The 14,540-nt window shown below is 71.3% G+C and carries 9 protein-coding genes; 4 read left to right on the top strand and 5 right to left on the bottom strand.

Annotated elements, in window-relative coordinates; translation table 11 throughout:
- Positions 1 to 6 precede the first annotated feature (6 nt).
- Positions 7 to 1,185, bottom strand: coding sequence for a radical SAM family heme chaperone HemW (gene hemW / locus G6N34_RS07345; protein WP_109788432.1), 1,179 nt, complete (start codon positions 1,183 to 1,185; stop codon positions 7 to 9).
- Positions 1,186 to 1,277: 92 nt separating this feature from the next.
- On the opposite strand from hemW, the gene G6N34_RS28445 reads away from it, so the two are divergent.
- From G6N34_RS28445 to G6N34_RS07330, 4 genes are all read left to right on the top strand, one after another.
- Positions 1,278 to 1,373 carry an Ms4527A family Cys-rich leader peptide gene (locus G6N34_RS28445; RefSeq protein WP_407663214.1) on the top strand — a complete coding sequence of 32 codons (96 nt, stop codon included), beginning with the start codon at positions 1,278 to 1,280 and terminating at the stop codon, positions 1,371 to 1,373.
- 122 nt (positions 1,374 to 1,495) lie between these two features.
- Complete coding sequence (locus tag G6N34_RS07340) at positions 1,496 to 3,187, top strand: nitrite/sulfite reductase (RefSeq protein ID WP_085151254.1); 1,692 nt, start codon at positions 1,496 to 1,498, stop codon at positions 3,185 to 3,187.
- Positions 3,188 to 3,201: 14 nt separating this feature from the next.
- Entirely contained in the window at positions 3,202 to 3,924 is a 723-nt protein-coding gene (locus G6N34_RS07335; protein ID WP_407663213.1) for a phosphoadenylyl-sulfate reductase, read from the top strand.
- Positions 3,903 to 4,625, top strand: coding sequence for a sirohydrochlorin chelatase (locus G6N34_RS07330; RefSeq protein WP_085151252.1), 723 nt, complete (start codon positions 3,903 to 3,905; stop codon positions 4,623 to 4,625). The genes G6N34_RS07335 and G6N34_RS07330 overlap by 22 nt, the downstream gene beginning before the upstream one ends.
- A gap of 3 nt (positions 4,626 to 4,628) precedes the next feature.
- Here the strand turns inward: G6N34_RS07330 and G6N34_RS07325 are convergent, their stop codons facing one another.
- From G6N34_RS07325 to G6N34_RS28260, 4 genes are all read right to left on the bottom strand, one after another.
- The gene (locus G6N34_RS07325; protein ID WP_085151251.1) at positions 4,629 to 5,051 is read right to left on the bottom strand and encodes a PPOX class F420-dependent oxidoreductase; all 423 of its coding nucleotides are present in this window, start codon (positions 5,049 to 5,051) and stop codon (positions 4,629 to 4,631) included.
- A gap of 93 nt (positions 5,052 to 5,144) precedes the next feature.
- A complete protein-coding gene (locus G6N34_RS28440; RefSeq protein ID WP_456320154.1) occupies positions 5,145 to 12,533 on the bottom strand; it encodes a PE family protein in 7,389 nt (2,462 codons plus the stop codon).
- 302 nt (positions 12,534 to 12,835) lie between these two features.
- Positions 12,836 to 13,168 carry a hypothetical protein gene (locus G6N34_RS28555; protein ID WP_163645344.1) on the bottom strand — a complete coding sequence of 111 codons (333 nt, stop codon included), beginning with the start codon at positions 13,166 to 13,168 and terminating at the stop codon, positions 12,836 to 12,838.
- A gap of 3 nt (positions 13,169 to 13,171) precedes the next feature.
- Positions 13,172 to 13,300: a hypothetical protein gene (locus G6N34_RS28260; protein WP_268948766.1), complete on the bottom strand. Its 129-nt coding sequence runs from the start codon at positions 13,298 to 13,300 to the stop codon at positions 13,172 to 13,174.
- Positions 13,301 to 14,540 lie beyond the last annotated feature (1,240 nt).

Below are 14,540 nucleotides of genomic sequence, written 5' to 3'. Positions count from 1 at the left end.
GGTGGGTCAGTCCGCCAGCAGGTCGCGCACCACGCCGTCGGCCAGCAGTCGACCGCGGTCGGTGAGCACCAGATTGTGGCCGTCGTGCACCAGAAGGCCTGCGGCCACCGCGGACTCGGCGCGGGCCTGCTCATCGGCGTCGAGCAGTGACGTGGGCAAGCCCGAGCGCAGGCGGATCTGCAACAGCACATCCTCGACGTGCCGATCCCGCGGCGCGAGGACCTCGAAATCGGCGATGGGCAGTTCGCGCTTCTCAGCCAATGCCGCATAGGTGTTGGGGTGCTTGACATTCCACCATCGGGTGGCACCGACGAAGCCGTGCGCACCGGGACCCGCACCCCACCACTGGCCACCGTTCCAATAGCCCAGATTGTGCCGGCACTCGCCGCCGGGCTTACTCCAGTTGGAGACCTCGTACCAGGTGAATCCGGCGTCGGCCAGCCACGTGTCGAGCAGTTCGTAGCGTCGCGCCAACACGTCCTCGTCGGGTGCGGCGACCTCACCGCGGCGGACCCGGCGGGCCAGCGCGGTGCCGTCCTCGACCACCAGCGCGTACGCCGAGAGGTGGTCGACCCCGGCGCCGATGGCGGCGTCCACCGATCGGTGCAGGTCGTCGTCGCTCTCGCCCGGTGACCCGTAGATGAGGTCAAGGTTCACATGTTCGAAGCCGGCATCCTGCGCCTCCCGCGCCGCATCCAGCGCCCGTCCGGGCGAGTGCACGCGGTCCAGCAGGCGCAGCACCGTCGGCGCGACCGACTGCATGCCCAGCGACACCCGCGTGTAGCCCGCGGTGCGCAAGCGAGTGAAGAACCCGGGACTCGTCGACTCCGGGTTGGCCTCGGTGGTGACCTCGGCGTCGGGCGCGAGGGTGAACTCGGACCGGACGGCGTCGAGCACCTCAGCCAGGCCGTCGCCCCCGAGCATCGAGGGAGTGCCGCCCCCGACGAACACCGTGTCGACCGTCGGACCGGGCAACCGCTGCGAGGCCAGGGCCAGTTCGCTGCGCAGCGCTTCGAGCCACCCGGCCGGTGTCGCGCCGCCCAACTCCCCCGGCGTGTAGGTGTTGAAGTCGCAGTATCCGCACCGCGACGCGCAGAACGGGACGTGCACGTACACCCCGAACTGCCCACTGGGGTTCAGCGCGAAATCGGGCTCTGCGCCCACGCGCTCCTGCGTCGTCACCATCCCCCCAGTGTCCCAGACCCGACTTGTGCTCAGAGTGAGCGCAAATCTGGCCTGATTCGGAGGTCAGTGGGGGTCCGTGGCACAATGGCCGCGTGACTGCCGCCCGCTTTGAGACCCGTCGCGTTGCCCTGGTGGCACGCCGGCACGTCGATTTCAAGCGCGTGTGTAGCTGTTGTTGTCTGCCTTGACGATGCGTTGATATCGGAGACCTGCCCACCAAGCACTTCAGCTGGCCCCGGATCTGCGCCACCGGTCCAGCCCCCGGTGATGACGCGCGCTCCGCAGGCCGGCTCCCCATAAGGAGCTATCCATGACAGACACCACCGAAACGGCCCCCAAGGCTGCCCGTCCCGCGAAACGCCCCCGTGGCGAGGGTCAGTGGGCGCTCGGCTACCGCGAGCCTCTCAACGCCAATGAGCAGGCCAAGAAGGACGACAACCCGCTCAATGTGCGGCAGCGCATCGAGAACATCTATGCCCCCGGCGGCTTCGACAGCATCGACAAGGGCGACCTGCGCGGCCGTTTCCGCTGGTGGGGCCTCTACACGCAGCGTAAGCCCGGGTATGACGGCACCTGGACCGGTGACGAGAACACCGACATGCTCGAAGACGAGTACTTCATGCTGCGCGTCCGCAGCGACGGCGGCGCACTGACCACGCAGGCGCTTCGCACCCTCGGCGGCATCTCCACCGAGTTCGCCCGTGACACCGCCGACATTTCCGACCGCGAGAACATCCAGTACCACTGGATCGAGGTCGAGAACATGCCCGAGATCTGGCGTCGACTCGACGAGGTCGGCCTGCAGACCACCGAGGCGTGCGGCGACTGCCCGCGCGTCGTGCTCGGATCCCCCCTGGCCGGCGAGTCGCTCGACGAGGTGATCGACGGCACCCCCGCGATCAACGAGATCGTCAAGCGCTACATCGGCAAGCCCGAGTACTCCAACCTGCCGCGCAAGTTCAAGACCGCGATCTCGGGCCTGCAGGACGTCGTGCACGAGGTCAACGACGTCGCGTTCATCGGGGTCGAGCATCCCGAGCACGGACCGGGCTTCGACCTGTGGGTCGGCGGCGGGCTGTCCACCAACCCGATGCTGGGCCAGCGGCTGGGCGCCTGGGTGCCGATCGACGAGGTCCCGGACGTGTGGGAAGCCGTCGTGTCGGTCTTCCGCGACTACGGCTACCGCCGCCTGCGCGCCAAGGCCCGGCTGAAGTTCCTGGTCAAGGACTGGGGTGTCGAGAAGTTCAGGGAGGTTCTCGAGAATGAGTACCTCAAGCGCCCCCTGATCGACGGCCCCGCGCCCACCCCGGTGCCCCGGCCCATCGATCACGTCGGTGTGCAGAAGCTCAAGAACGGCCTCAACGCCGTCGGCGTCGCGCCGATCGCGGGCCGCGTGTCGGGCACCATCCTGACCAAGGTGGCCGACCTGGCCGAGGCCGCGGGCTCCAACCGCGTGCGGTTCACGCCGTACCAGAAGCTGATCGTGCTCGACGTCCCCGACGACAAGCTCGACGAACTGCGCGCTGGCCTGGACGCCCTGGGCCTGCCGTCGACTCCGTCGCACTGGCGTCGAAACCTGATGGCCTGCACCGGAATCGAGTTCTGCAAGCTGTCGTTCGCGGAGACGCGGGTGCGGGCACAGTCGCTGGTTCCGGACCTGGAGAAGCGACTCGAGGACATCAACGCCCAACTGGACGTCCCGGTCACGGTCAACATCAACGGCTGCCCCAACTCGTGCGCCCGGATCCAGATCGCCGACATCGGCTTCAAGGGCCAGATGGTCGACGACGGCAACGGCCCCGAGGAGGGCTTCCAGGTGCACCTCGGCGGCAGCCTGGGTCTGGACAGCGGGTTCGGCCGCAAGCTGCGCCAGCACAAGGTGCTCTCCAGTGAGCTCGGGGACTACATCGAGCGGGTGGTCCGCAACTTCGTGAAACAACGCGAGGACGGCGAGCGTTTCGCCCAGTGGGCGGTTCGAGCCGACGAGGCCGACCTGCGATGACCAGAGGGGTGCTGATGACCGAAACCGACCTGCGAGAACTTGCCGAACGGGGCGCCGCGGAGTTGGCCGGCGCCAGCGCCGAGGAGCTTCTGCGCTGGACCGATGAAACGTTCGGTGGGGCGGCTCGCGCCGCGGACTCGGCGGCATCCGGATACGTCGTCGCGTCGAACATGCAGGACGGGGTGCTGGTCGAGATGGCCGCCAAGGTGCGGCCCGGCGTCGACGTGCTGTTCCTGGACACCGGCTACCACTTCGCCGAGACCATCGGCACCCGCGATGCGGTCGAGGCCGTCTACGGCGTGCACGTGGTCAATGTCACGCCCCAGAAATCGGTGGCCGAGCAGGACTCGCTGTTCGGTAAGGACCTGTTCGCCCGTGACGCCGCGGCGTGCTGCCGGATGCGCAAGGTCGAACCGCTGTCCAAGGCACTGAGCGGCTACTCGGCGTGGGTGACGGGCATCCGCCGCGTCGAGTCCCCCACCAGGGCCAATGCGCCGCTGATCAGCTTCGATGAGGCGTTCGGTCTGGTGAAGATCAACCCGATCGCGGCGTGGACCGATGAGCAGATGCAGGACTACATCGACGCCAACGGCATCCTGGTCAATCCCCTGGTCGACGAGGGCTACCCGTCGATCGGCTGCAGGCCGTGCACCGCGAAGCCGCTGCCCGGTTCCGATCCGCGCAGTGGACGCTGGGCCGGCCAGGCCAAGACGGAATGCGGGTTGCACGCCTCGTGACGCTGGTCCTGACGGCACACGGCAGCGCGGACCCACGTTCGTCTGCTGTCGTGCACGCGATCGCCGGGCGGATCCGGCGCCTGCGGGAAGACCTGGATGTGCGGGTCGCGTTCTGCGAGAAGAACGCGCCGAGCCTGCCCGACGTGCTGGGTTCGTTGACGGCCCCGGCCGTCGTCGCTCCCCTGTTGTTGGCCGACGCCTATCATGCGCGGGTCGACATCCCCGGGATGATTTCGGCGTCGGGTGCCTCCGTCGAGCAGGCCTCGGTGCTGGGTGAGGATTCGGCACTGCTGACCGTGCTGCGGCACCGGTTGAGCGAGACGGGCGTGTCCGCCGACGACAGCGATGTCGGCGTGCTGGTGGTCGCCGTCGGCTCCTCGAATCCCGTAGCCAATGCGCGCACCGAGACCGTGGCACGTCTTCTTCGCGCGGGCACGCGGTGGACGGGTACGCGCGTCGGATTCGCGACGGGACCCGCGGCCAACCTCGCCGAGGCATCGATGCGGTTGAGCGCCACCGGCGCGCGGCGGATCGTCATCGCGCCGTGGTTCCTGGCGCATGGTGTGATCACCGACCGGGTGTCCGAATTCGCTTCTGCCCATGGGCATGTGATGGCGGAGCCGCTGGGCTCGCACAACCTGGTCGCGGCCACCGTGCTGGACCGCTACGACGCGGTGCTGGCCGCACGCATTGCCGCCTGAGGCTCACTCGGCGATATCGAAGCCCTTGAGGACCCTCGTCGGCGTCACTCGTACGACCAGTTCACCGGGCACTCCGTTGCGCTGTCCGTACTCCTGCGCGCGGTCGGCGCCCATATAGCGGCCGCCGATCCTGGTCGCGGTGTCCAGCACGTCTTCCGGGTCCTCACCCGTGGCGGCGATGCCCTGCACCTGGACAAACGAGTACGGGGGCTGCTCATCGTCGACGCAGATCGTCACTCGCGGATCCCGTTGCAGAGCAAGGCCTTTGGCGGTGCCTTTCCCGGTGGTGAAGACCAACTGGTTGCCGTCGACGAGGAACCACACCGGGGCGACGAGTGGTCTGCCGTCGGCCGCGACCCAGGCCAGTTTTCCCGTCCGCGTGCCTTCGGTCAGGAACGCGACCACGTCTTCTGAGAGTTCGTCCATGGTTCGAGGCTAGAACGGCTGCGGGGCGCTGGTGCGCGACTTGTGATCGCGTACCAGCGCCCCGATTGGGTCCTCTAGGTGCCCGCGGGTCCTTTAGGTGCCCACAGACCCGCCTGCGCCTGTGGCGCCCCCAGCTCCCGTTCCGCCCTGACCGCCGGAGGCAGCGTGCGAGCCGTCCGCCTCAAGGCCGCCCGCTCCGCCAGCACCGCCGGTCCCACCGGACCCACCGGTGCCGCCTACTCCGGCCGCACCGCCGGTGCCGTTGCCGTTGGTGCCGGTGCCACCGTTGCCACCGTTGCCGCCGGTGCCGCCGGTGCCACCCGTGCCGCCGGTGCCCCCGGCGCCACCGACGCCGGCCACACCCGCACCGCTCGCGCCGTTGCCAGCAGCACCGCCCTGCCCACCGGTTCCACCGACGGCACCGGATCCGCCGACGCCGCCGGTGCCACCCTGGCCACCGTTGCCGCCGTACGACGTGGCTGGCGAGACACGCGTACCAGTTCCGCCGTTGCCACCGGTGCCACCGGCGCCGGCCGTGCTGCCGGTGCCGCCGGTGCCACCCTGCCCGCCGATACCACCGTTGCCGCCGACACCGGAGATGGATCCGCCCGCGCCGCCCGCGCCGCCGGCGCCACCTGCGCCTGCCGCGCCGCCGACCACACCGACTCCACCGGTGCCGCCCTTGCCGCCTGCGCCGGCTCGGCCAACCCCGGTTCCGGCTCCGGCGTAGGCAGCTCCGCCGGTGCCACCGTTGCCGCCCCTGGCCCCGACGCCGCCGGTGCCTCCGGCCCCGCCGACACCGCCATAGCTTTGGCCCCAGCCGACTTGGGCCTGGCCGCCGTTACCACCGGTACCACCGACCTGCTGCAGTCCGCCGTTGTTGGCGTTGTTCCCGTTGGTTCCAGCCGTACCGTTTCCGCCCGTCTTGGTGCCGGTATCGAAGAGCCCACCTGCCGAAGCGCCGTTACCGCCGGTCGCCGCAGTGGGGCTTGAACCGCCTGTCCCGGGATTGACCCCGGTTGCGCCGGTGCCGCCCTTGCCGCCGGCACCGCCATGGCCGCCGTCGCCGATGTTGCCGGCGTCGCCGCCCTTGCCGCCGGCACCACCGGTGCCGCCAGCCGTGATCGCGTCCGCACCGTCACCGCCGTTGCCGCCGCTGCCGTGCGTACCGGTGGGCATCAGACCGTTGGCTCCGTCAGCGCCCGGCGTCGATCCGGTGCCTCCGGTGCCACCGGCACCACCGAACCCGGCGTTACCGCCGTGGCCGCCGGCGCCTCCAGCGCCGCCCGGAGTCACTGCGTCCGCGCCGTCGCCACCGTCACCAGGCGTGCCGCCGTTGCCACCGTCACCGGCGTTGCCGCCGACGCCGACCGAGCCCTCGTTGCCGACGAAGACCACACCCGCGGCACCACCGTTGCCGCCGTTGCCGCCGGCACCGCCCTGGCCGCCGTGGCCACCGGCCTGCCCGGCACCACCAGCGGTCACCGCATCAGCGCCGGCCACACCGGTCCCACCATGACCACCGTCAGCGCCGTGGCCGCCGGCACCACCGGACCCGGAGTTACCCGAGACCGTGCCACCGGCACCACCCTGGCCACCATCGCCACCAGCGCCACCGACCTGGCCGTCCTGCCCGGACTCGCCTGGGTTCACACCGTTGAGGCCATCGGCACCCGCGGTACCACTGCCACCGGAACCACCCTGGCCACCATCGCCATACGTGCCCGCGTCACCACCACGACCGCCATGACCACCAGCAGTGCCCGCAGCCGCACCCGGATCCGAAGCAGCGTCATAGCCGTCGCCACCAGCGCCGCCGTGACCGGCGGTGGTGTTGTCCACACCGTCGACACCGTCAGCACCCGAGGTCACACCGGTGCCACCGACACCGCCGGCACCACCGAAGCCGCTGCTGCCGCCAGCACCACCGTCACCACCATCAGGGGTGCTGGCATCGCCATCGGCGCCGTCGCCGCCATGACCGGCCGCGCCACCATCACCGCCGTCACCGGCGTTGCCGCCGACATTGGAGATGCCCGAGTTGCCGTTGTAGACCGCGCCGGCCACGCCACCGTTGCCGCCGTTGCCACCGGCACCACCGGTACCGCCGTGGCCACCGGACTGCCCGGCTCCACCAGCGGTCGCCGCATCAGCACCAGCCACACCGGTTCCACCATGACCACCGTCAGCGCCATGGCCACCAGCACCACCGGACCCGGAGTCACCCGAGACCGTGCCACCGGCACCACCGGCACCGCCGTCGCCGCCATGACCACCGGCTCCACCGTCGAGGCCGGACTCACCCGGATCGTTTCCGTCAGCACCATGAGCACCCGCAGCACCGCTGCCACCGGCACCGCCCTGGCCACCGTCGCCATAAGCCCCGGCGTCACCACCGGCACCACCATGACCACCGTCGGTGCCCGCAGCCGCACCCGGATCAGAGGCCGCGTCATAGCCGTCGCCACCAGCGCCGCCGTGACCGGCGGTGGTGTTGTCCACACCGTCGACACCGTCAGCACCCGACGTCACACCGGTGCCACCGACACCGCCGGCACCACCGAAGCCGCTGCTGCCGCCGGCTCCACCGTCACCACCATCAGGGGTGCTGGCATCGCCATCGGCGCCGTCGCCGCCATGACCGGCCGCGCCACCATCACCGCCGTCACCGGCGTTGCCGCCGACATTGGAGATGCCCGAGTTGCCGTTGTAGACCGCGCCGGCCACGCCACCGTTGCCGCCGTTGCCACCGGCACCACCGGTACCGCCGAGGCCACCGGACTGCCCGGCTCCACCAGCGGTCGCCGCATCAGCACCAGCCACACCGGTTCCACCATGACCACCGTCAGCGCCATGGCCACCAGCACCACCGGACCCGGAGTCACCCGAGACCGTGCCACCGGCACCACCGGCACCGCCATGACCGCCATGACCACCGGCCTGACCGTCCTGCCCGGAATCACCCGGATCCACACCATCAGCACCATCGCTGCCCGCGGTACCACTACCACCGGAACCACCCTGGCCACCATCGCCATAGGACCCGGCGTCACCACCGCGACCGCCATGGCCACCACTGGAACCAGAAGGCGCAGACAGATCAGAGGCGAAGTCATACCCGTCGCCACCGTCACCGCCGCTGCCGCCGCTGATGTTCACCACACCAGCGCTGCCGTTGCTGCCTGCAGTTCCGGTCCCGGCTGCTCCGCCGACCCCAGCTGCGCCGCCGACACCGATGCCACCAGCCAGGCCAGCGTCGCCACCGGCACCGCCATCACCGCCATCGGGATGGCTGACCGTGCCGTGTCCACCGTCGCCGCCGTCACCGGCCCGACCACCGTCGCCACCGTGACCGCCAGCGCCACCGGAACCGTTGTCGCCCGCCGAACCACTGACCGCGCTGCCGCCAGCGCCACCTGCGCCACCTGCGCCACCGGTCGCGCCTGCGCCACCGTTACCACCGGCTCCGCCGTTGGCACCATCGACACCGATGCCACCAGCACCACCGTCACCGCCCTGGCCGCCATCACCACCGGCAGCGCCCGCGCCACCGGTACCGCCGTCACCACTGCCGGCCGCGCTGCCGCCGGCACCACCTGTGCCACCGGTGCCGCTCGGGCCGCCGGTGTTGGGAACTCCCGCAGCACCACCAGCACCACCGGCGCCACCGGAACCTGCATCACCGAAGCCGACGCCACTGCCACCATCGCCGGCATCGCCACCAGCGCCACCGCTGCCCATCGCCCCAGCAGCACCACCGGCGCCACCGGAACCGGAGCCCGCGGACCCGGTCGAGTTGCCACCGGCACCGCCGGCACCACCTGCGCTGCCGACACCACCATTGCCGCCGGCACCACCATCGCCACCGGCACCACCGGCAGCATCTGCTGCACCGCCCTGGCCACCGGCACCACCGATACCACCGGAGCTGCCGATTCCACCGGCACCACCGGCACCACCGTCACCGAGCACCGAGCTGCCACCGGCACCACCGGAACCGCCCTGACCGAACTGGAACGGCGGGAACGGCGCGAAGTTCGGGCCGCCACCGGTACCACCAGCGCCACCGTGACCAGCGTTCACCGTCCCGTAGGCGTCACCACCGTCACCGCCGGCACCCGCGTTGGAGTTCGTACCACCGTTGCCGCCAGCACCACCAGCGCCACCGGCGCCAGAACCGTTACCACCGGCTCCGCCTTCGCGGCCAACGCCGCCCCAGCCGCCGTTGCCGCCCCGGCCGCCGTCGCCACCGAGTCCACCGTCGCCACCGGTCCCGCCGGTCGCAGTCGTGTTGCCACCGCTGCCGCCGGCACCACCGGCACCACCATTACCGGTGGCGCCCAAGGCATTTCCGCCGGCACCACCGATACCGCCCCAGCCGCCCAGGCCAGCCCAGCCACCGTTGCCGCCGTTACCGGTGCCAAGAGCATCACCGCCGTTGCCGGCGACCGTACCGGCGTCACCGCCGTTACCGCCGGCACCACCAGCGCCACCGTCGCCGAGCACCGAGTCGCCGCCGCGGCCACCGCCGCCACCACCGAGATGCGCCGTGCCACCCGCAGCACCACCGTTGCCGCCGTTGCCGGTCCCGGTGCCAACACCACCGTCACCGCCGTTGCCGGACTGCCCGGCGTTGCCGCCGTCACCACCGGCACCACCGGTACCAGCGCCCCAGGCCTTACCGCCGGCACCACCGGTGCCGCCGCCGGGACCATTGATCGCATCGCCGCCCGAACCGCCGGTTCCACCATGGCCGCCAGCACCATCAATGCTGGTCGAGTCCGAACCCGCACCGCCGTCACCGCCAGCGCCGCCGTCACCGGAGCGCCCACCGGCACCGCCATCACCGTTGCCCAGCGCATCACCGCCGCGACCACCGGAGGCACCGTAGCCACCGTCACCGCCGGCACCACCGTTCTGACCAGCGCCGTCGACACCGGAATCGCCGTCCGAACCGGCACCACCAGCACCACCATCGCCACCATCGCCACCAGCACCACCGTCACCGGAACCAGCGCCCGTACCACCAGCGCCACCGATACCACCACTGCCGCCCATCGCACCGTCGTTACCGGCACCACCGACCACAGCCACCGCGCCATCGGCACCGCGACCACCGTCACCACCAGCACCACCAGCGCCACCAGCACCGTCAACGCTCACGTTGCCACCGGCACCACCAGCACCACCGAAGCCAGCCGCAACACCGACAGCACCGACACCGCCGACACCACCAGCACCACCGAAGCCACCATCACCGGTCTGCGCGGAACCACCAGCACCGCCCACACCACCATGGCCACCCACAGCACCACCGCCGCCAGCACCACCATGACCACCATCGCCATAAGAACCCGCGTCACCACCGCGACCGCCACGACCACCGTTGGTACCCACAAAAACAACAGCACCCGAATGCGCGAAATCGAATCCGTCGCCACCGTCACCGCCGCTGCCGCCGCTGATGTTCACCACACCAGCTCTGCCGTTGCTGCCTGCAGTTCCGGTCCCGGCTGCTCCGCCGACCCCAGCTGCGCCGCCGACACCGATGCCACCAGCCAGGCCAGCGTCGCCACCGGCACCGCCATCACCGCCATCGGGATGGCTGACCGTGCCGTGTCCACCGTCGCCGCCGTCACCGGCCCGACCACCGTCGCCACCGTGACCGCCAGCGCCACCGGAACCGTTGTCGCCCGCCGAACCACTGACCGCGCTGCCGCCAGCGCCACCTGCGCCACCTGCGCCACCGGTCGCGCCTGCGCCACCGTTACCACCGGCTCCGCCGTTGGCACCATCGACACCGATGCCACCAGCACCACCGTCACCGCCCTGGCCGCCATCACCACCGGCAGCGCCCGCGCCACCGGTACCGCCGTCACCACTGCCGGCCGCGCTGCCGCCGGCACCACCTGTGCCACCGGTGCCGCTCGGGCCGCCGGTGTTGGGAACTCCCGCAGCACCACCAGCACCACCGGCGCCACCGGAACCTGCATCACCGAAGCCGACGCCACTGCCACCATCGCCGGCATCGCCACCAGCGCCACCGCTGCCCATCGCCCCAGCAGCACCACCGGCGCCACCGGAACCGGAGCCCGCGGACCCGGTCGAGTTGCCACCGGCACCGCCGGCACCACCTGCGCTGCCGACACCACCATTGCCGCCGGCACCACCATCGCCACCGGCACCACCGGCAGCATCTGCTGCACCGCCCTGGCCACCGGCACCACCGATACCACCGGAGCTGCCGATTCCACCGGCACCACCGGCACCACCGTCACCGAGCACCGAGCTGCCACCGGCACCACCGGAACCGCCCTGACCGAACTGGAACGGCGGGAACGGCGCGAAGTTCGGGCCGCCACCGGTACCACCAGCGCCACCGTGACCAGCGTTCACCGTCCCGTAGGCGTCACCACCGTCACCGCCGGCACCCGCGTTGGAGTTCGTACCACCGTTGCCGCCAGCACCACCAGCGCCACCGGCGCCAGAACCGGCCGCGTTACCACCGGCTCCGCCTTCGCGGCCAACGCCGCCCCAGCCGCCGTTGCCGCCCCGGCCGCCGTCGCCACCGAGTCCACCGTCGCCACCGGTCCCGCCGGTCGCAGTCGTGTTGCCACCGCTGCCGCCGGCACCACCGGCACCACCATTACCGGTGGCGCCCAAGGCATTTCCGCCGGCACCACCGATACCGCCCCAGCCGCCCAGGCCAGCCCAGCCACCGTTGCCGCCGTTACCGGTGCCAAGAGCATCACCGCCGTTGCCGGCGACCGTACCGGCGTCACCGCCGTTACCGCCGGCACCACCAGCGCCACCGTCGCCGAGCACCGAGTCGCCGCCGCGGCCACCGCCGCCACCACCGAGATGCGCCGTGCCACCCGCAGCACCACCGTTGCCGCCGTTGCCGGTCCCGGTGCCAACACCACCGTCACCGCCGTTGCCGGACTGCCCGGCGTTGCCGCCGTCACCACCGGCACCACCGGTACCAGCGCCCCAGGCCTTACCGCCGGCACCACCGGTGCCGCCGCCGGGACCATTGATCGCATCGCCGCCCGAACCGCCGGTTCCACCATGGCCGCCAGCACCATCAATGCTGGTCGAGTCCGAACCCGCACCGCCGTCACCGCCAGCGCCGCCGTCACCGGAGCGCCCACCGGCACCGCCATCACCGTTGCCCAGCGCATCACCGCCGCGACCACCGGAGGCACCGTAGCCACCGTCACCGCCGGCACCACCGTTCTGACCAGCGCCGTCGACACCGGAATCGCCGTCCGAACCGGCACCACCAGCACCACCGGCACCACCATCGCCACCAGCACCACCGTCACCGGAACCAGCGCCCGTACCACCAGCGCCACCGATACCACCACTGCCGCCCATCGCACCGTCGTTACCGGCACCACCGACCACAGCCACCGCGCCATCGGCACCGCGACCACCGTCACCACCAGCACCACCAGCGCCACCAGCACCGTCAACGCTCACGTTGCCACCGGCACCACCAGCACCACCGAAGCCAGCCGCAACACCGACAGCACCGACACCGCCGACACCACCAGCACCACCGAAGCCACCATCACCGGTCTGCGCGGAACCACCAGCACCGCCCACACCACCATGGCCACCCACAGCACCACCGCCGCCAGCACCACCATGACCACCATCGCCATAAGAACCCGCGTCACCACCGCGACCGCCACGACCACCGTTGGTGCCGACCACAGCGCCCGGATGGGACGCAAAGTCAAAGCCGTCACCACCAGCACCGCCATTACCGCCACCGATGTTCACGACACCGGCAGAGCCGTCAGCACCATCTGAAGCACCCGCACCGCCAGCGGTACCACCGAGTCCGGCCGCACCACCGGTACCGGCGTTGCCGCCGTCACCACCGCGGCCACCATCCGGGGTGCTGGCATCGCCATCGGCGCCGTCGCCACCGTCACCGGCCACGCCACTGTCTCCACCGTCGGCACCGGCACCACCAGCACCGGCGCTGCCCGCAGCACCGTCGAACGCCACACCCGCGGCACCGCCGTTGCCGCCGTTACCACCGGCACCGCCGTTACCGGCATCGCCACCATCGCTTCCGGCACCACCAGCGGTCTGCGCATCAGCACCGGTCAGACCGTCACCACCGGAGCCACCAGCCCCGCCAGCGCCACCGGCCCCACCGGAACCAGCCGCACCAGCCACCGTGCCGCCAGCCCCACCGGCACCACCATGACCACCATCGCCACCGGCCTGGCCATGCCCACCATCAGGCGAGCCGACCACACCATCAGCACCATCCTCGCCAGCAGCACCATCACCACCGGCACCACCGGCGCCGCCATCGCCATGGGTGCCCGCATTACCACCGGCACCACCATGACCACCGGAACCACCCGGCACCACCGCATTCGCGCCGTCACCACCAGCACCGCCATTGCCGCCACTGGTGTCCACGACACCAGCGCTGCCGTCAGCACCCGAAGTCGAACCGGTGCCACCGACACCGGCGTTGCCGCCCAATCCGGCGTTGCCGCCGTCACCACCGTCACCACCATCTGGGGTGCTGGCATCGCCATCGGCGCCGTCGCCGCCGTCACCGGCCACGCCACTGTCTCCACCGTCGGCACCGGCACCACCAGCACCGGCGCTGCCCGCAGCACCGTCGAACGCCACACCCGCGGCACCGCCGTTGCCGCCGTTACCACCGGCACCGCCGTTACCGGCATCGCCACCATCGCTTCCGGCACCACCAGCGGTCTGCGCATCCGCACCGGTCAGACCGTCACCACCGGAGCCACCAGCCCCGCCAGCGCCACCGGCCCCACCGGAACCAGCCGCACCAGCCACCGTGCCGCCGTCACCACCGGCACCACCATGACCACCGTCACCACCGGCCTGGCCATGCCCACCATCAGGCGAGCCGACCACACCATCAGCACCATCCTCGCCAGCAGCACCATCACCACCGGCACCACCGGCGCCGCCATCGCCATGGGTGCCCGCATTACCACCGGCACCACCATGACCACCGGAACCACCCGGCACCACCGCGTCCGCGCCGTCACCACCAGCACCACCGTTACCGCCACCGATGTTGACCGCACCGTCGGAACCGTCTGTGCCCGTTGTGGATCCGGTGCCACCGACACCGCCGGCACCACCGACACCGGCGTTGCCGCCGTCACCACCGGCACCACCATCCGGGGTGCTGGCATCGCCATCGGCGCCGTCGCCACCGTCACCGGCCACGCCACTGTCGCCACCGTCGGCACCGGCACCACCAGCACCGGCGCTGCCCGCAGCACCCTGATACGACACCCCGGCCACGCCACCGTTGCCGCCGTTACCACCGGCACCGCCGTTACCGGCATCGCCACCATCGCTTCCGGCACCACCAGCGGTCTGCGCATCCGCACCGGTCAGACCGTCACCACCGGAGCCACCAGCCCCGCCAGCGCCACCGGCCCCACCGGAACCAGCCGCACCAGCCACCGTGCC

It is taken from the genome of Mycolicibacterium confluentis, assembly GCF_010729895.1.
GTDB lineage: Bacteria > Actinomycetota > Actinomycetes > Mycobacteriales > Mycobacteriaceae > Mycobacterium > Mycobacterium confluentis.
The sequence above is the reverse complement of the archived record's forward strand: the minus strand, read 5'-3'. Positions and strand labels throughout refer to the sequence as shown.

What these genes read in the sequence shown, in the direction of transcription:
- hemW (WP_109788432.1), bottom strand. Translation starts at nt 1,185, where the DNA reads ATGGTGACGACGCAGGAGCGCGTGGGCGCAGAGCCCGATTTCGCGCTG.
- G6N34_RS07340 (WP_085151254.1), top strand. Translation starts at nt 1,496, where the DNA reads ATGACAGACACCACCGAAACGGCCCCCAAGGCTGCCCGTCCCGCGAAA.
- G6N34_RS07335 (WP_407663213.1), top strand. Translation starts at nt 3,202, where the DNA reads ATGACCGAAACCGACCTGCGAGAACTTGCCGAACGGGGCGCCGCGGAG.
- G6N34_RS07330 (WP_085151252.1), top strand. Translation starts at nt 3,903, where the DNA reads ATGCGGGTTGCACGCCTCGTGACGCTGGTCCTGACGGCACACGGCAGC.
- G6N34_RS07325 (WP_085151251.1), bottom strand. Translation starts at nt 5,051, where the DNA reads ATGGACGAACTCTCAGAAGACGTGGTCGCGTTCCTGACCGAAGGCACG.
- G6N34_RS28260 (WP_268948766.1), bottom strand. Translation starts at nt 13,300, where the DNA reads ATGGCCAGGCCGGTGGCGATGGTGGTCATGGTGGTGCCGGTGGGGCTG.